Annotated in this window: 14 protein-coding genes; all 14 read left to right on the plus strand. The window is 65.1% G+C overall.

What is annotated here, in order from left to right; genetic code table 11:
- Positions 1-153 precede the first annotated feature (153 nt).
- On the plus strand, positions 154-897 hold the full coding sequence (locus tag ACSQ3O_RS03590) for a TetR/AcrR family transcriptional regulator (RefSeq protein WP_137747018.1): 744 nt from the start codon (positions 154-156) through the stop codon (positions 895-897).
- Positions 898-902: 5 nt separating this feature from the next.
- Entirely contained in the window at positions 903-2,699 is a 1,797-nt protein-coding gene (locus ACSQ3O_RS03595; RefSeq protein ID WP_436137882.1) for an acyl-CoA dehydrogenase C-terminal domain-containing protein, read from the plus strand.
- 45 nt (positions 2,700-2,744) lie between these two features.
- The gene (locus tag ACSQ3O_RS03600; RefSeq protein ID WP_436137883.1) at positions 2,745-3,182 is read left to right on the plus strand and encodes a DUF2147 domain-containing protein; all 438 of its coding nucleotides are present in this window, start codon (positions 2,745-2,747) and stop codon (positions 3,180-3,182) included.
- A 66-nt stretch (positions 3,183-3,248) separates the two neighbouring features.
- The gene (locus tag ACSQ3O_RS03605) at positions 3,249-5,651 is read left to right on the plus strand and encodes a 3-hydroxyacyl-CoA dehydrogenase NAD-binding domain-containing protein (protein WP_436137884.1); all 2,403 of its coding nucleotides are present in this window, start codon (positions 3,249-3,251) and stop codon (positions 5,649-5,651) included.
- An 11-nt stretch (positions 5,652-5,662) separates the two neighbouring features.
- A complete protein-coding gene (locus ACSQ3O_RS03610) occupies positions 5,663-6,172 on the plus strand; it encodes a DUF4442 domain-containing protein (RefSeq protein ID WP_137747014.1) in 510 nt (169 codons plus the stop codon).
- Between the two features lie 15 nt (positions 6,173-6,187).
- The gene (locus ACSQ3O_RS03615) at positions 6,188-7,387 is read left to right on the plus strand and encodes an acetyl-CoA C-acyltransferase (protein ID WP_298458708.1); all 1,200 of its coding nucleotides are present in this window, start codon (positions 6,188-6,190) and stop codon (positions 7,385-7,387) included.
- Positions 7,388-7,600: 213 nt separating this feature from the next.
- Complete coding sequence (locus tag ACSQ3O_RS03620; RefSeq protein WP_436137885.1) at positions 7,601-8,488, plus strand: alpha/beta hydrolase family protein; 888 nt, start codon at positions 7,601-7,603, stop codon at positions 8,486-8,488.
- A 27-nt stretch (positions 8,489-8,515) separates the two neighbouring features.
- Positions 8,516-9,382, plus strand: coding sequence for an acyl-CoA thioesterase (locus ACSQ3O_RS03625; RefSeq protein ID WP_436137886.1), 867 nt, complete (start codon positions 8,516-8,518; stop codon positions 9,380-9,382).
- Between the two features lie 97 nt (positions 9,383-9,479).
- The gene (locus ACSQ3O_RS03630) at positions 9,480-10,256 is read left to right on the plus strand and encodes an enoyl-CoA hydratase (RefSeq protein ID WP_436137887.1); all 777 of its coding nucleotides are present in this window, start codon (positions 9,480-9,482) and stop codon (positions 10,254-10,256) included.
- A gap of 987 nt (positions 10,257-11,243) precedes the next feature.
- Positions 11,244-12,002 (plus strand): TetR/AcrR family transcriptional regulator, encoded by a 759-nt coding sequence (locus tag ACSQ3O_RS03635; RefSeq protein WP_436137888.1) that lies wholly within the window; start codon positions 11,244-11,246, stop codon positions 12,000-12,002.
- Positions 12,003-12,018: 16 nt separating this feature from the next.
- Positions 12,019-12,942 (plus strand): SDR family oxidoreductase, encoded by a 924-nt coding sequence (locus ACSQ3O_RS03640; protein ID WP_436137889.1) that lies wholly within the window; start codon positions 12,019-12,021, stop codon positions 12,940-12,942.
- Entirely contained in the window at positions 12,939-14,558 is a 1,620-nt protein-coding gene (locus tag ACSQ3O_RS03645; RefSeq protein ID WP_436137890.1) for an acyl-CoA carboxylase subunit beta, read from the plus strand. The genes ACSQ3O_RS03640 and ACSQ3O_RS03645 overlap by 4 nt, the downstream gene beginning before the upstream one ends.
- 23 nt (positions 14,559-14,581) lie before the next feature.
- Positions 14,582-15,712, plus strand: a complete 1,131-nt coding sequence (locus ACSQ3O_RS03650) for a DNA alkylation repair protein (protein WP_436137891.1) — start codon at positions 14,582-14,584, stop codon at positions 15,710-15,712.
- Between the two features lie 53 nt (positions 15,713-15,765).
- Entirely contained in the window at positions 15,766-16,944 is a 1,179-nt protein-coding gene (locus ACSQ3O_RS03655) for an acyl-CoA dehydrogenase family protein (RefSeq protein ID WP_436137892.1), read from the plus strand.
- Position 16,945: the final 1 nt, after the last annotated feature.

Here is a 16,945-nt window from a genome sequence, read left to right on the forward strand (position 1 = left end):
TGAGGGCGGGCGTGGCAGAGGGCGAGGGGCTCTGCCGCGCGGTGGTGCCGCCACAACGCGCGTTTGGGTGACCCTCCCTATTTTTTCCAGGGGTTTTGGCCGTGCCCTGAAATTGCTGCAGAATAGAACGAACGTTCGTTTTTATTTGCCAGCATGCCCGTAACTTCTGAATCCAGCCCGGTCAGCCGCAGCCCGCGCACCCGCAGCAGCACGGGCCGCGCCTTGCAAAAGGGCCAGCAAACCAAGGCGGCCATCGTCGAGGCGGCGCTGGGCCTGGCCACGCACATCGGGCTGGAGGGCCTGTCCATCGGGGCGCTGGCCGATGTCACGGGCATGAGCAAGTCGGGCGTGTTCGCCCATTTTGGCTCGCGCGAAGAGCTGCAGATCTCCGTCATCCGCGAATACCACACCCGCTTCGAGCAGGAAGTGTTCTACCCCGCCATGTCCGCGCCGCGCGGCGTGGCGCGTTTGTCGGCGCTGTTCGACAACTGGATGAAGCGCACCTCCATCGAAATCGACTCGGGCTGCATCTACATCAGCGGCGCCGTCGAATTTGATGACCGCACCGGCCCCGTGCGCGATGCGCTGGCCAGCTCGGTGCTGACCTGGCACGCTGCCATGCGCCGTGCCATCGAGCAGTGCAAGGTGTTGGAAGAGCTGCGCGCAGACACCAATGCCGAGCAGATGCTGTTCGAGATCCACGGCCTCATCCTCGCGCTGCATTACGAAGCGCGCTTCCTGCAGACCCCGGGCTCCATGGGCCGGGCCGTGCAAGGCTTTCACAACATCCTGGCGCGCTACAGCGCCGCAATGCCGGGCGCAGCCGCCACGACAGCGCCCGCTGCCGCAGCCAAGCGCCGCAAAGTTTTCAACCAAACCACCACCTCCAAGGAGTAAACCCCATGCCTATGTACACGCCGCCCCTGCGCGACATGCAATTCGTCATGCACGAAGTGCTCAAGGTCAGCGATGAATTCAAGGCCATGCCGCCCCACGCCGAGGTGGATGTGGACACCATCAACGCCGTGCTCGAAGAAGCCGGCAAGTTCACCGCCGAAGTGACCTTCCCGCTGAACATCAGCGGCGACACTGAAGGCTGCGTGCTCAACAAGGCCACCCACGAAGTGAAGACCCCCACGGGCTTCAAGGACGCCTACGCCAAGTACGTCGAAGGCGGCTGGGCGGCACTGTCGTGCGACCCCGCCTACGGCGGCCAGGGCCTGCCCTTCGTGCTGAACCAGTGCCTGTATGAAATGATGAACTCGGCCAACCAGGCCTGGACCATGTATCCCGGCCTGTCGCACGGCGCGTATGAAGCCCTGCACGCCCACGGCACCGACGAGCAAAAGAAGGTCTACCTGCCCAAGCTGACCAGCGGCGAGTGGACCGGCACCATGTGCCTGACCGAACCCCATTGCGGCACCGACCTGGGCCTCCTGCGCACCAAGGCCGAACCGCAGGCCGACGGCACCTACAAGATCACCGGCAACAAGATTTTCATCAGCGCTGGCGAGCACGACATGACCGCCAACATCGTGCACCTGGTGCTGGCCCGCCTGCCCGATGCGCCCAAGGGCAGCAAGGGCATCAGCCTGTTCGTCGTGCCCAAGTTCAACATCAAGGCCGACGGCTCGCTGGGCGAGCGCAACCCCATCTACTGCACGGGCCTGGAGCACAAGATGGGCATCCACGGCAACGCCACGGCACAGATCGCCATCGACGGCGCCATTGGCACCATGGTGGGCCAGCCCAACAAGGGCCTGGCTGCCATGTTTGTCATGATGAACGCCGCCCGCCTGGGCGTGGGCAACCAGTCGCTGGGCCTGACCGAAGTGGCGTACCAAAATGCGCTGGCTTACGCCAAGGACCGCATCCAGATGCGCAGCCTGTCGGGCGTGAAGGCCAAGGACAAGGACGCCGACCCCATCATCGTGCACCCCGACGTGCGCAAGATGCTGCTCACCGCCAAGGCCTACGCCGAAGGCGGCCGCGCGCTGCAGATCTTCTGCACGCTGCTGCTGGACAAGGTGCACAGCCACCCCGACGAAAAGGTGCGTGCCGAATCCGAAGAGATGGTGGCGCTGCTCACCCCCATCGTGAAGGCCTTCATCACCGACAACGGCCACATCTCCACCAACGCTTGCATGCAGGTCTTCGGCGGCCACGGCTTCATCAAGGAGTGGGGCATGGAGCAGTACGTGCGCGACAACCGCATCAACATGATCTACGAAGGCACCAACACCATCCAGTCGCTGGACCTGCTGGGCCGCAAGATCCTGGGCAACAACGGCGCCACGCTGAAAAAGCTGGGCAAGCTGATCGGCAAACTGGTGGAAGAAGAAGGCGTGAACGAGAAGATGGCCGAATTCATCAACCCCATCGCGATGCTGGGCGACCAGATGACCAAGTTCACCACCGAGATCGGCTTCAAGGGCATGCAGAACCCCGACGAAGTGGGCGCCGCTGCCGTGGACTACCTGCGCGTGGCTGGCCACCTGGTGTTCGGCTACCTGTTTGCCCGCATGGCCCAGGTCGCGCTGCGCGAGATCGCCGCCGGCAACACCGACCCGTTCTATGGCGCCAAGCTGCAGACCGCGCGCTTCTACTTCGCCAAGCTGTTCCCCGAAACGGTCACGCTGATGCGCACGGCCCGTGCGGGCAGCAAGGTGCTGATGGACACGGATCTGGCCCTGGCCTGACCGGTGGATCTGCGGATTTCAAGTTTTTTTTGGCACGGAGCGCCTATGTATAAAGCGGTAGCAGCTATTGTTTTTGTAGCGTTTGCGGCGCCCACATGGGCACAGGCGACGCCCGAAGGCCTGTGGCGCAACATCGACGACAAGACCGGCGAGGCCAAGGCCGAAATCCGCATCCGCGACATTGGCGGCGGCGTGCTGAATGGAGCGCTGGAAAAGCGCCTGTCCAAGGACGCCAAGCCCGATGAGGTCTGCGACGAATGCTCGGACGACCGCAAGGGCAAGCCCATTCTCGGGCTGGAGATCATCCGTGGCGCCAAAAAGGCCGACGGCAAAGAAGTGTGGGAAGGCGGCAAGATTCTCGACCCCGAGAACGGCCGCAACTACACCCTGCGCATGACTCCCATCGAGGGCGGCAAGAAGCTCGAAGTGCGCGGTTCGATCGGCCCGTTTGGCCGCACGCAAACCTGGATCCGCGTCCAGTAAACCCCATTCCCGTGGCCGCGCGCACCCCAGCGGTGTCGCGCAGCGCCCCAACCAGGAACCCAACCCATGTCCCGATTCCAAGTGAAAAAAGTCGCCGTGCTCGGCGCAGGCGTGATGGGCGCGCAGATTGCCGCCCACCTCGTCAACGTGAAGGTGCCCGTGATGCTGTTCGACCTGCCTGCCAAGGAAGGCCCGAAGAACGGCATCGTCACCAAGGCCGTCGAAGGCCTCAAGAAGCTCAAGCCCTCGCCCCTGGGCGTGGCCGACGACGCGGCGCTGATCCAGCAGGCCAACTACGAAGAGCACATGCACCTGCTCAAGGAATGCGACCTCGTGATCGAGGCCATTGCCGAGCGCATGGACTGGAAGCTCGACCTGTACACCAAGATCGCGCCCCACGTGGCCAAGCACGCCATCCTGGCGTCCAACACCTCGGGCCTGTCGATCACCAAATTGAGCGAAGTGCTGCCCGAGAGCATCAAGCCCCGTTTCTGCGGCATCCACTTCTTCAACCCCCCGCGTTACATGACGCTGGTGGAGCTAATCAACACCCCCACCACCCAGCCTGAAGTGCTCGACCAGCTCGAAGCCTTTGTGACCAGCGGCCTGGGCAAGGGTGTGGTGCGTGCGCACGACACGCCCAACTTCGTGGCCAACCGCGTCGGCATCGCCGGCATGCTGGCCACCATGAAGGAAGTCGAGAACTTCGGCCTGACCTACGACGTGGTGGACGACCTCACGGGCAAGAAGCTGGGCCGCGCATCGAGCGGCACCTTCCGTACCGCTGACGTGGTGGGCCTGGATACCATGGCCCACGTCATCAAGACGCTGCAGGACAACCTGAGCATCGAGACCGACCCCTTCTACGAAAGCTTTGGCACGCCCGCCGTGCTGAAGAAGCTGCTGGAACTGGGCAACCTGGGCCAGAAGACCAAGGCCGGTTTCTTCAAGAAGGTCGGCCGCGACGTGATGCGCTTCGAGCTCGAAAGCGAAGAGTACGTGCCTGCTGGCCAGAAGGCCGACGAGGTGTACGGCCGCATGCTGAAGAAGCCCGCCGCCGAACGCCTGCGCCTGCTGCGCAACGCCGAAGGCGCGCCCGGCCAGTTCCTGTGGGCCATTCTGCGCAACAGCTTCCACTACGCCGCCGTGCACCTGGCAACCATCGCCGACAACGCCCGCGACGTGGACCAGGCCATGCGCTGGGGCTTTGGCATGAAGCAAGGCCCCTTCGAGCTGTGGCAAGAAGCAGGCTGGCTCGAAGTCGCCAAGATGATTCAGGAGGACATCGACGCCGGCAAAGCGCTGTGCAAGGCACCGCTGCCCGAGTGGGTCTTCAAGGGCCCCGTGGCCGAAGCCGGTGGCGTGCACACCGCGCAAGGCTCGTGGAGCGCGTCGCAGGGCAAGTTTGTACCCCGCCGCGAGCTGCCCGTGTATGAGCGCCAGATCTTCCCCGAGGCGCTGTTGGGCGAGACCAGCCTGCCCGACTGGCGCACCGCTGGCACCACCATTGCCGAATCGAAAGCCCTGCGCACCTGGACGCTGGACGGCCAAGTGCTCATCGCCAGCATCAAGAACAAGATGCACGCCATCAGCCCCGAAGTGATGGAAGCGCTGATGGAAGCACTGGAACTGGCCGAGGCCGAGTACCAGGGCATGGTGATCTGGTCTGGCGACGCGCCTTTCAGCGTAGGTGCGGATCTGGAAGCCACGATGCCTGCCTTCATGGTCGGCGGCGCCGATGCGGTGGAAAGCATCGAGCAAGAGCTGCAGAACCTGATGCTGCGCATCCGCTACGCGCAGGTGCCCGTGGTCGCTGCTATCCACGGCATGGCGCTGGGCGGTGGCTGCGAGCTGGCCGTGTATTCGGCCAAGCGCGTGGCGCACATGGAAAGCTACATTGGCCTCGTGGAAGTCGGCGTGGGCCTGGTGCCCGGCGCGGGTGGCCTGACCTACATCGCCCGCCGCGCGGCCGAGAACATGGCCGCTTCGACGAGCAAGGACATCCTGCCCTTCCTGACCGAAGGCTTCACCGCTGCGGCCATGGCCAAGGTGGGCACCAGCGCCATTGAATCGCGCAAGCTGGGCTTCCTGCTGGAGTCCGACATCATCGTTCCGCACAAGGACGAGCTGCTGTTTGTCGCCATCAACGAAGCCAAGTCCATGGCCGCCAGCGGCTGGCGTGCGCCGCACAAGCGCCTGTTCCCCGTGGCGGGCCGCAGCGGCTTGGCCACCATCAAGGCCCAGCTGGTGAACATGCGTGACGGCGGCTTCATCAGCGCCTATGACTTCAAGATCGGCGCCATGATCGCCGAGGTGGTCTGTGGCGGCGATGTGGATGCGGGTGCGATGGTGAGCGAGGAATACCTGCTCACGCTGGAGCGCAAGGTGTTCTGCCACCTGATCGCCCAGCCCAAGACGCATGAGCGCATCCTGGGCATGTTGTCCACCGGCAAGCCAGTCCGCAACTGACCGCCATCACCATGACGAGCCAAGCCCCCAACAAACTCCAGCGCTCGCTGATGCGCCTGGACGAGGCACCCGCCTTCATGCGCGGCTTCGTGCAGAACATCATCCTGCGCCGGGCCGTGCCGTTCACCGGCACCGCCGGGGTGAAGTTCGTGTCGCTCACGCCCGAGCGTGTGGAAGTGCATCTCGCCAACGAGCACCGCGTGCACAACCACATCGGCGGCGTGCACGCCTCGGCCATGAACCTGCTGGCCGAAACGGCCACCGGCATGGTCGTGGGCATGAACGTGCGCGACGACTGCATCCCACTGGCCAAGGAGCTCTCCATGGCGTTCAAGAAGCGCGCCACGGGCGGCCTCAAGGCCGTGGCCACGCTCACTGCCGAGCAGCGCGCCGCCATGCTGGCCAGCGACAAGGGCGAGGTGCAGGTGAAAGTCACTGTGACCGACGAAGCCGGTGTGGAGCCGGTCGAATGTGTATTTACGTGGGCCTGGGTTCCTTCCAGCCGCCCCCCCAAGAATTGAAGGAGTTTCATCACCATGGCTCAAAAACAAGTCCAGGACGCCTACATCGTCGCCGCCACGCGCACGCCCATCGGGCGCTCGGGCCGCGGCTATTTCAAGAACACCCGCCCCGACGATCTGCTGGTCGCAGCCATCAAGAGCGCGATGACCCAGGTTCCCACGCTGGACCCCAAGGCGATTGAAGACGCCATCATTGGCTGCTCGTTCCCCGAGGGCGAGCAAGGCATGAACATGGCCCGCATCGCCGTGGGCCTGGCGTTCAACCACCCCGTGGGCGGCGTGACGGTGAACCGCTTTTGCGCATCGGGCATCACCGCGCTGCAGATGGCAGCCGACCGCATCCGCGTGGGCGAGGCCGATGTGCTGATCGCCGGTGGCGCCGAGTCCATGAGCCTGGTGCCCATGGGCGGCAACAAGCCCTCGTTCAATGCCGAAGTGTTTGCGCGTGACGAAGACGTGGGCATTGCCTACGGCATGGGACTCACGGCCGAGAAGGTGGCCCAGCAGTGGAAGGTAAGCCGCGAAGCGCAAGATGCGTTCGCCCTCGAATCCCACCTGCGTGCCATCAAGGCACAGAAGGCCGGCGAGTTCACCGACGAAATCACGCCCTTCGAGGTCGTGGAGCGTTCGCCCAACCTCGCCACCGGCGAAGTGGTGGAGAAGCGCCGCACTGTGAGCCTGGACGAAGGCCCCCGCCCCGACACGTCCCTCGAAGGCCTGGCCAAGCTCAAGCCCGTGTTTGCGGCACGTGGCAGCGTCACGGCGGGCAACAGCTCGCAGACCAGCGACGGCGCGGGTGCGCTCATCGTCGCCAGCGAAAAGGCGGTGAAGCAGTTTGGCCTGACGCCCCTGGCGCGTTTTGTCAGCTATGCCGCGCGTGGCGTGCCGCCCGAGATCATGGGCATCGGTCCCATCGAGGCGATTCCTGCGGCGCTGCGGTATGCGGGGCTCAAGAGCGACGACATCGGCTGGTACGAGCTGAACGAAGCGTTTGCGGCACAGTCGCTCGCCGTGATCAATACGCTGGGGCTGAACCCTGCGAACGTAAACCCGATGGGTGGCGCGATTGCGCTGGGGCATCCGCTGGGGGCGACCGGTGCGATCCGTGCGGCGACGGTGGTGCACGCGCTGCGTCGGCACAAGCTGAAGTACGGCATGGTCACGATGTGTGTAGGAACAGGCCAAGGCGCCGCCGGCATCATCGAGGCGTTGTAACTGGCTACTGCGCGGGCCATCTGCGTCGTTGGGCGGTGCTCGGAATCCTCACGTACAGGAAGTACGTTCCGGTTCCTGTGCTCCGTCCGCCTAGCAGCTGATCCCGCTCGCTACGCCCTGGAGGGTGGGGTGTGAAGGCAGGGGGCAATGCACTGCCTGTTTTTGTTTTCCATTCAAGCCGGCGCAGATCGGTTTCGAAACAAGGAGACAGACATGAACAAGCAAACCTTGCAGGTCAACGGGGCAGTGTCTTTGGCACTGCGTGTCTACGAACCCCAAGGCGCTCCGCGCGCCAGTGTTGTCATCGGCGGCGCGATGGGGGTGAAGCAGTCGTTTTACGAGGCGTTTGCGTTATGGATGGCGCAGCAGGGGTTTCGGGTCACCACGTTTGACTACCGAGGCCATGGTGACTCACTGCAGGGTGCCATGCGCGATGTTAAGGCGGATCTGTTCGACTGGGCGCAGGATTACGAGGCCGTGATCTCCGCCGCCAAGGCCGCGCTGCCATCGCAGCCGTTGTACCTGCTGGGGCACAGCCTGGGAGCACAGTTGCCGGGGCTGCTCCAGAAACCCGAGCAGGTGGCGGGCCTGCTCAGCGTGGCCGCAGGCAGTGGTTACTGGCGCGACAACGCGCCGCAGCTCAAACGCATCGTTCCATATTTCTGGTGGGTGCTGGTGCCCCTGGCCACGCGGCTGTGCGGGTACTTTCCGGGGCGTACGCTCAAGAAGGTGGGTGACCTGCCTGCGGGCGTGATCCTGCAGTGGCGGCGCTGGTGCCTGGACCCTGCGTACAGCGTGGGCGCCGAGGGGCCTGCGGTGGCGCGAAGCTATGGTGCGGTGCGGTTCCCGGTGCTGGCGCTGTCCATGTCCGACGACGAGCTGATGACCTTGCGCGGCACGCACAATCTCGTCAACCTGTACGCCAACACCGAACGCCGCGTGGAGAGCATCACGCCCGCCGATTTGCAGGTGCGGCGCATCGGGCACTTTGGTTTCTTTCGCGACCAGTTCCGCCAAAGCCTGTGGCCGCGCGCTGCGGCTGCGCTGGCTGCCCTGGGCGGTGGCATGCCGCACGGCGAAGTCTCCGGCACGACGGCCTGAGCGGCTGTTTCACGGCACACTCGCAGCATGACTTCCTCTTCATCCACTTCTGCGCCATCGTCCTCCACGACCCACCCTCTGGACGAGGCGGTGCAGCTGACGGCCTCGCCCTCTGGGACAGGCCAGTACGAAGGGCAGACCCACCCCGGCTACTGGAACATGGTGGGCCCGTTCGGTGGCATCACCGCCGCCATGCTGCTGCAGGCCATCCTGCAGCACCCCGACCGACTGGGCGATCCGCTGTCGCTCACCGTCAACTACGCAGGCGCTCTGACCGCCGGTGCGTTCACCGTGCAGGCCACGCCCGTGCGCACCAACCGATCCACCCAGCACTGGACGCTGTCGATCCTGCAGGCCGGCGCCGATGGTGCGCAGGTGGTCACCACCACGGCCACCGCCGTCACCGCCGTGCGGCGCGAGACCTGGAGCGTGGGCGATGTGCCCATGCCGCAGGTGCCGCCCCCCGCAGAACAAAAAGCCATCATCGCGCCGCTGGGTGCTGTGGAATGGCTCAACCGCTATGAGATGCGCCCCATTGCCGGATTCATCCCGCGCACGTGGGACGGCAGTGGCGACCACAGCCTGACGCAGCTGTGGATGCGTGACACGCCACCCCGGCCGCTCGACTTTGTGGCGCTGTCTGCATTGGCCGATGTGTTCTTCCCCCGCGTGTGGCTGCGCCGTGCGCGCCAGGTGCCTGCGGGCACGGTGTCCATCACCGTGTACTTCCATGCGAGTGCGGCCCAGCTGCAGGAGACGGGCATGGGCTACCTGCTGGGCCAGGCGCGCGGCCAGGAGTTCCGCAACGGTTTCTTCGACCAGACGGTGCAGCTGTGGAACGAAGCTGGCACCATGCTGGCCACCAGCCACCAGATCGTTTATTACAAAGAATAGGCAGCCGGTCCGGGGCCTGTGCTTGTTGCGCTGTCGCCCATTGCCCTTTCTGTCTTTCCTTTTTCTCCTACATCCTTAGAGTCCGGAATCCATCACCATGACAGCATCCACCCCCGACATCCTTGCCCACGCCGAAGCCGGTGTGATGACCATCACCTTCAACCGGGTGGACAAGAAGAACTCCATCACCAGCGCCATGTATGGCGCCATGGCCGATGCGCTGGAAGCCGCGCAGGCTGACGCGGGTGTGCGCGTGGTGGTGTTCCAGGGCGACGTGGCCATCTTCAGCGCGGGCAACGACATTGGCGACTTTCTGCAGAAGCCGCCCGCCACGCAGGACTCGCCCGTGTTCCGTTTCCTGCGCGGTATCGCCACCTTCCAGAAGCCCGTGATTGCCGCCGTGTGTGGCCCGGCAGTGGGCATCGGCACGACCATGCTGTTCCATTGCGACCTGGTCTACGCGGGCGACAACGCGGCGTTCTCCATGCCTTTCGTCAACCTGGGCCTGTGCCCCGAGGCGGCGTCAAGCCTGCTGGTGCCACAGATGATGGGTTACCACCGTGCAGCCGAAGCCCTGCTGCTGGGTGAACCCTTCATGGCCGAAGCCGCGCTGGAGGTGGGGCTGGTGAATCGTGTGGTGCCACCGACCGAGTGCAATGCCTATGCCCAGGCGCAAGCGAAAAAGCTGGCGGCCAAGCCGTTGTCCTCGCTCATCGAGACCAAGCGTTTGATGAAGGGCGGGCAGCAGGCGAAGGTGCTGGAGGTGATCGCGGAGGAGGGCGTGAGCTTTGGGCGCATGTTGCGTGAGCCTGCGGCGCGCGAAGCGTTCTCGGCGTTTATGGAAAAGAGGAAGCCAGATTTCAGCAAGAGCTGAAATCTGGCCACCGCGATAGCGGTGCAGACCGCGTAGCGGGCTAAACGATCGTTCGGTAAAAGAGAAAGCCAGATTTCAGCGCGGTTTGATCCTTTGAGTTTGAGGATTTTTGGCTGCTGGCGTCTGTCCATAAAGCGTTGGCAGCTATTGATTTTGTAGTGTTTTGTCGAGTGTGCTGATTGGGTGGTGTGCCCGTGCTTAGGGCGGAGGCCGGGAGTCGCCCGGCGTGCGAGTAACTCTCTTTTGGGTCGCCAAAAGAAAGTCACCAAAGAAAAGGCGACCACCAGTCTGCGACCCCTGCGCTTCGCTACGGGGCAAACCTGCGTCGTGTCGGTTGCGGGGTGCGCCGTGGAACTCGCTTTGCGCTGGCGCGCGCCGCTCGGACAGCCACGGCGAGTCAGTTCACGAAGCATGGGCGCTTCGACGCCCATGCCACCCCACAACCGCCCCGCCGCAGGCGCAGCCAGCAGGGGGTTGGACAGCCGAACCTCCAACAGCCGAACAACCAACGGGCCATCGCTTCGCTCGGCCCCGCCTGCGCAGCGAAGCAATGGCCCGCGTGGATGTTCGCACCCCGGGTTCCCTTCAGGATGCGCCGAGGAGCGCAGCGGCCAGCGGATCAGGGCTCGCGATTGTCTGAGCGAAGCGAGTTGGAGCGAGACCCCGCTGGACGCGAGCACCGCAGGTTGCCCGCAGCGAAGCGAAGGGACGCAGCCTGTAGGGTCGCCTTTTCTTTGGTGACTTTCTTTTGGCGAAGCAAAAGAAAGCCACTGCGCCGCCGGGCGCACACCCCGGCCTCCGCCCTCAACCCAAGCACACCACCCAAACCAGCAAGCAACAGCTTCGGCATGCTCAGCCCGAACGGCCCCCAAATAGCGCTCCCTCTCACCTGCAGAGAAGCCCACGCATCCGCATGTCAAGACGGCAAGGATATTTTTACAAAGCACTTGCTTGCTAAAAATAAACGGTTTTGCTATCGTGCCGCATATGGAATCCCCCGTTCGGCGCACCCGTGCCACTGCTCCCGCCGCAGCCACCCCAGCAGCCCGCCCGCGCAAGGCTGCTGCACCTAAGCCGACCGCTGCCTCAGCGGAAGCTGCAGCAACCCCACAAGAACAACCCCGCCGCCCCCGCGGCCGCCCGCGCAAGACGGCCGAAGAGCTGGACGACGGCAACCGCCGCCGCAAGCTCATGGACAGCGCCGCAAAGCTGTTTCTGGACAAAGGCTTTGCGGCTACCAGCACACGCGACATCGCCGCTGCCGTGGGCATGCACAGCGGCTCGCCCTTCTACCACTTCGAAAGCAAAAGCGCGCTGCTGTTTGCCGTGATGAACGAAGGCATGACCACCGCTGTGCAAAGCCAGCAGCAGGCGCTGGATGCGCTGGCGGCTGCTAACCCCAAAGCCACGGCGCGGGAACGCCTGCGGGTGCTCATCCGCCACCACTTCGAGGTGCTGCTCGGCCCCCACAGCGGGTTCATCCCGGTGATGCTGTACGAATGGCGCTCGCTCACGCCCGCGCAGCGCAAGAGCATTGCGCGCGTGAAAGACACCTACGAGGCTGCATGGATGCCCACGCTGGAAGCGCTGGCACGCCAGAAAGCGCTGCAGGCCGACCCCGGTGTGGCGAGGCTGTTCATCTTTGGTGCGCTCAATTGGGCAGTGCAATGGTTTGCGCCCAAGAAGGGGCGGTCGCTCGACGAGCTGACCGAAGACGCACTGAATCTCTTCATCCATTCGGCCTGAAGAAGGAAAGACGGCGATGAGTTCTTCCACGTACCAGTCGGTCTTTGCGCCGGGTCTGTTCGATGGCCAGGTGGTCATCGTCACGGGGGGCGGCTCGGGCATCGGCCGCTGCACAGCGCACGAGCTGGCGCGCCTGGGCGCGCAGGTGGTGTTGGTGGGGCGCAAGCCTGAGAAGTTGCAGGCCGTGGCCGATGAAATCACCATCGATGGCGGCCGCGTGTCCTGGCATGCCTGCGACATCCGCTCCGAAGATGCTGTGGCCTTGCTGGTGCAGCAGGTGCTGGCCGAGCAGGGGCGCATTGATGGGCTGGTCAACAACGCGGGCGGCCAGTTCATGGCGGCGCTCGAATCCACCAGCGCCAAGGGTTGGGAGGCGGTGTTGCACACCAACCTCACCGGCGGCTTTCTCATGGCGCGCGAGTGCTACCGGCAGTGGATGGCCGCACAAGGCGGCGCTATCGTCAACATCGTGGCCGACATGTGGGGCTCCATGCCGGGCATGGGTCACAGCGGCGCATCGCGTGCGGGCATGGTGAGCTTCACCGAAACTGCCGCGCTCGAATGGGCCTGCAGCGGCGTGCGGGTGAACGCCGTGGCGCCGGGCTACATCGCATCAAGCGGCATGGACAACTACCCACCCGCTGCCGCCCACATGCTGCGCGCCATGCCGCAGACGGTGCCTCTGGGCCGCTTTGGCAACGAGGCCGAGGTGTCGGCATCCATCGTCTTCTTGCTCAGCCCGGCCGCCAGCTTCATCAGCGGCAGCACGCTGCGCGTGGATGGTGCCCGGCCGCAGGTGCGTTTGGGTTGGCCGATGCGCGTGCCCGATGCCGCTACCCAGCAGCGCGCCGCTGTGCGTCCGTATGCAGGCTTTCACCGCGCACAGGTGCCGCGCGTGTTTGCATCTGCTCCAGAGACAGCCCTGAAAGATTCCGCATGACCGCTGCAGCCGCCTTCGCCTCGCGTTTCAATCCGGGCGCCCCCGATGCGTTAAAACGCCGCACGGCATTGGCGGCGCGGCTGGAGGCGCTGCGTGCACTGGAAGACCGCGCAGCCACCGCATCGGCCCGCTCGCTGCCCCAGTTTGAAAAGCGCGGCCAGCTGTTGCCGCGCCAGCGCGTGGCACTGCTGCTGGACGCGGGGGCGCCCTGGCTGCCGCTGTGCACGCTGGCGGGCTACCTGCAGGATGTAAAGGACCCCGAGAAGTCCGTGCCCGGTGGCGGCATGGTCGCGGGCATTGGCTTCGTCAGTGGCGTGCGCTGCGTGGTGGTGGCCAGCGATTCGGGCATCGAAGCCGGCGCCATCCAGCCCATGGGCCTGGAAAAGATCCTGCGCGTGCAGGAGATTGCGCTGCAAAACCGCTTGCCGTTCATCCATCTGGTGGAGAGCGCGGGCGCCAACCTCATGCGCTACCGGGTGGAGGGCTTTGTGCATGGCGGCACGCTGTTCCGCAACCTCGCGCGGCTGTCCGCGGCGGGCATTCCGGTGATCACCGTACAGCACGGTTCGGGCACGGCAGGCGGCGCCTACATGCCGGGCCTGTCGGACGTGGTCATCATGGTGCAGGGCCGCTCACGCGCCTTTCTGGCCGGGCCGCCGTTGCTCAAGGCCGCTACGGGCGAGATCGCGACGGAAGAAGAACTGGGTGGCGCCGAGATGCACACCTCCGTCTCGGGCCTGGGCGAATACCTGGCGCAGGACGACCGCGAGGCGATTGGCCTCGCGCGCGATGTGGTCGCGCAGCTGGGGTGGAATATGCCCCCGCGAACCAGCGCACCCGGCCCCACCTTGCCTGCCGACGATCTGCTGTCCCTGATGTCCGCCGACCTGCGCCAACCCGTGGACATGCGCGAGGTCATCGCGCGGCTGGTCGATGGCTCCGAACTGCTCGAATTCAAGGCCCGCTACGGCATGGCCACCGTGTGCGCGCAGGGCCACATCCAGGGCCATGCCGTGGGCTTCATCAGCAACAACGGCCCCATCGATGTGGCGGGCGCCAACAAGGCCACGCACTTCATCCAGTGGATGTGCCAGCTGGGCCACCCCATCATCTACCTGCAGAACACCACGGGCTACATGGTGGGCAAGGACAGCGAGCAGGGCGGCATGATCAAGCACGGCAGCAAGATGATCCAGGCCGTGACTAACGCCACCGTGCCACAGATCACCATCCAGTGCGGCGCCAGTTTTGGTGCGGGCAACTACGGCATGTGCGGGCGGGGCTATGCGCCGCGCTTTCTGTTCAGCTGGCCGGGCGCCAAGACGGCGGTGATGGGCGGCGAACAGGCCGCGCGCACCATGCAGATCGTGACCGAGGCGGCGCTGGCGCGCAAAGGCATCACGCCCGACCCGGCCGAGTCGCAAGCCCAGTTCGACAAGATCGTCGCCATGTTCGAGGCCCAGGCCGATGCGTTCTACACCAGTGGCCTGCTGCTGGACGACGGCGTGATCGACCCGCGCGACACCCGCGCCGTGTTGGCGTTTTGCCTGGATACCTGTGCCGAGGCCCAGGCCCGCACGCTGCGGCCCCTGAGCTTTGGCGTGGCTCGGATGTAAGCGCTTCGCACGCAATCCCTACGATGGCCGAGCCTCTCAAACACCTGCTCAACGACACCGTGCCCCCGCGTATTGCGGCCATGGTGCAGCGCGCGTGGCGGTCCTTCGATACCCAGGCCTTCTTGCGTCAGATTGAGCCCGGCTACGAATCGCTGGGGCTGATGGCACGCGGCCAGCGCATTGCCCAGGCCCTGCAGTCGCACCTGCCGCAAGACGTGCCACGCGCGCTGGGTGTGCTGGTCGATTCGATGGACCCACCCATGGGCCTCGATGCCGCCGGAGAGCCCGATGCGGGTGACCGTCCGTACAGCGCCTTTTTGTACCTGCCGCACAGCATCTACATCGGCACACACGGCCTGCAGCATTTCGAGGCGGCCATGGCCGCGCAGCACGCGCTCACCCAGCGCTTTACCGCCGAGTTCAGCATTCGCCCTTACCTGCTGCACCACCAGGGCGCCACTCTCGCGCGGCTGCGCGACTGGGCGCAGGACGACAACGCCCATGTGCGCCGCCTGGTGAGCGAAGGCATGCGGCCCCGCTTGCCCTGGGCGCCACGCCTGCCCGCGTTCCAGGCCAACCCGCAACTGGCCTTGCCGTTGCTCGATGCGCTCAAGGACGACCCATCGTCTTACGTGCGCCGCTCCGTGGCCAACCACCTGGGCGACATCGCCAAGGACCACCCCGACCTGGCCGTGGACACCGCGCGCACTTGGCTGCAGAACGCACCCGCGCCACGCGAAACCCTGGTGCGCCACGGCCTGCGCTTTCTCATCAAACGCGGCGACGCTGGCGCGCTCGACGCCCTGGGCGTGGGCCATGCTGTGGCGCTGGATGTGCGGGCCGCGCGCGTGCTACCTGTCCGCGCACGCATTGGCGACAAGGTGCGCATCGAGGCCGAGCTGCACAACCCCACACCCCAGGCCCAGCGCGTGCTGGCCGACCTGAAGGTGCACTACGTCAAGGCCCACGGCGGCGCAGCGCCCAAGGTGTTCAAGCTGCAGACGCTGGACATCGCCCCCGGCGCCACCGTGGCCGTGGGCAAGACGCTGTCGCTGAAGCAGATGACCACGCGCACCCACTACCCCGGCGCGCACCAGGTGGAGCTGGTGCTCAACGGACGGCCCCAGCCACTGGGGCAATTTCAGCTTTCGTGATCGAGGTTTACAGGCACACCAACACACAAACGCAACAGCAGGAGACAAGCACCATGCAGTTCACGCACGAGCACCGCGAGATCCAGAAGACCCTCAAGCGTTTCATCGACGAAGAGATCAACCCCCATGTGGACGAGTGGGAGGCGGCCGAGATTTTCCCCGCGCACGAGGTCTTCAAAAAGATGGGCAACCTGGGCCTGCTCGGCCTGTGCAAGCCCGAGGAATACGGCGGCGCGGGGCTGGACTACTCGTACAGCCTGGCCATGGCTGAAACGCTGGGCCACATCCACTGCGGTGGCGTGCCCATGGCGATTGGTGTGCAGACCGACATGTGCACGCCCGCGCTGGCCCGCTACGGCAGTGACGAACTCAAGCGCAACTTTCTGGCCCCCGCGATTGCGGGCGACATGGTGGGCTGCATTGGCGTGAGCGAGCCTGCGGCGGGCAGCGATGTGTCGGGCATCAAGAGTGTGGCGCGCAAGGATGGTGACGACTACGTGATCACCGGCCAGAAGATGTGGATCACCAACAGCCTGCAGGCCGACTGGATGTGCATGCTGGTCAACACGGGCGAAGGCCCCGTGCACAAGAACAAGAGCCTGGTGATGGTGCCCATGCGCGATGGCCCGGGCGGCAAGCTCACCAAGGGCATCGAGGTGGCGCAAAAGATCCGCAAGATCGGCATGCACAGCAGCGACACCGGCCTGATCTACTTTGACGAGGTGCGTGTGCCGCAGCGCTACCGCATCGGCGCCGAGGGGCAGGGCTTTATCTACCAGATGCAGCAGTTCCAGGAAGAGCGCCTGTGGTGCGCGGCCAGCACGCTCGAATCGCTGAACCACTGCATCCAGTGGACCATCGACTACGCACAGGAGCGCAAGCTGTTTGGCAGCACGCTGGCCGACCAGCAGTGGGTGCAGTTCAAGCTGGCCGAGCTCAAGACCGAGGTCGAAGCGCTGCGTGCACTCACCTACCGCGCCTGCGACCTGTATGTGAACGGGCAGGACGTGCTGGAGCTGGCCAGCATGGCCAAGCTCAAGGCCGGCCGCCTGAACCGCGAGGTGCCCGACACCTGCCTGCAATTCTGGGGCGGCATGGGCTTCACGCTGGAGAACAAGGTCTCGCGCATGTACCGCGACGGGCGGCTGGCGTCGATTGGTGGCGGGGCCGACGAAGTGATGCTGGGCATCCTCGCCAAGCTCATGGGCATCGCCAAGCGACCCGTGCACTGAC

Origin of the sequence: Acidovorax sp. LjRoot74 (genome assembly GCF_964254355.1) — a bacterium.
In the GTDB taxonomy this organism is placed as follows: Bacteria; Pseudomonadota; Gammaproteobacteria; order Burkholderiales; family Burkholderiaceae_C; genus Acidovorax.

Bases quoted from the DNA above. Each gene is read 5' to 3' on its own strand.
- ACSQ3O_RS03590 (WP_137747018.1), top strand. From the start codon at position 154: ATGCCCGTAACTTCTGAATCCAGCCCGGTCAGCCGCAGCCCGCGCACC.
- ACSQ3O_RS03595 (WP_436137882.1), top strand. From the start codon at position 903: ATGCCTATGTACACGCCGCCCCTGCGCGACATGCAATTCGTCATGCAC.
- ACSQ3O_RS03600 (WP_436137883.1), top strand. From the start codon at position 2,745: ATGTATAAAGCGGTAGCAGCTATTGTTTTTGTAGCGTTTGCGGCGCCC.
- ACSQ3O_RS03605 (WP_436137884.1), top strand. From the start codon at position 3,249: ATGTCCCGATTCCAAGTGAAAAAAGTCGCCGTGCTCGGCGCAGGCGTG.
- ACSQ3O_RS03610 (WP_137747014.1), top strand. From the start codon at position 5,663: ATGACGAGCCAAGCCCCCAACAAACTCCAGCGCTCGCTGATGCGCCTG.
- ACSQ3O_RS03615 (WP_298458708.1), top strand. From the start codon at position 6,188: ATGGCTCAAAAACAAGTCCAGGACGCCTACATCGTCGCCGCCACGCGC.
- ACSQ3O_RS03620 (WP_436137885.1), top strand. From the start codon at position 7,601: ATGAACAAGCAAACCTTGCAGGTCAACGGGGCAGTGTCTTTGGCACTG.
- ACSQ3O_RS03625 (WP_436137886.1), top strand. From the start codon at position 8,516: ATGACTTCCTCTTCATCCACTTCTGCGCCATCGTCCTCCACGACCCAC.
- ACSQ3O_RS03630 (WP_436137887.1), top strand. From the start codon at position 9,480: ATGACAGCATCCACCCCCGACATCCTTGCCCACGCCGAAGCCGGTGTG.
- ACSQ3O_RS03635 (WP_436137888.1), top strand. From the start codon at position 11,244: ATGGAATCCCCCGTTCGGCGCACCCGTGCCACTGCTCCCGCCGCAGCC.
- ACSQ3O_RS03640 (WP_436137889.1), top strand. From the start codon at position 12,019: ATGAGTTCTTCCACGTACCAGTCGGTCTTTGCGCCGGGTCTGTTCGAT.
- ACSQ3O_RS03645 (WP_436137890.1), top strand. From the start codon at position 12,939: ATGACCGCTGCAGCCGCCTTCGCCTCGCGTTTCAATCCGGGCGCCCCC.
- ACSQ3O_RS03650 (WP_436137891.1), top strand. From the start codon at position 14,582: ATGGCCGAGCCTCTCAAACACCTGCTCAACGACACCGTGCCCCCGCGT.
- ACSQ3O_RS03655 (WP_436137892.1), top strand. From the start codon at position 15,766: ATGCAGTTCACGCACGAGCACCGCGAGATCCAGAAGACCCTCAAGCGT.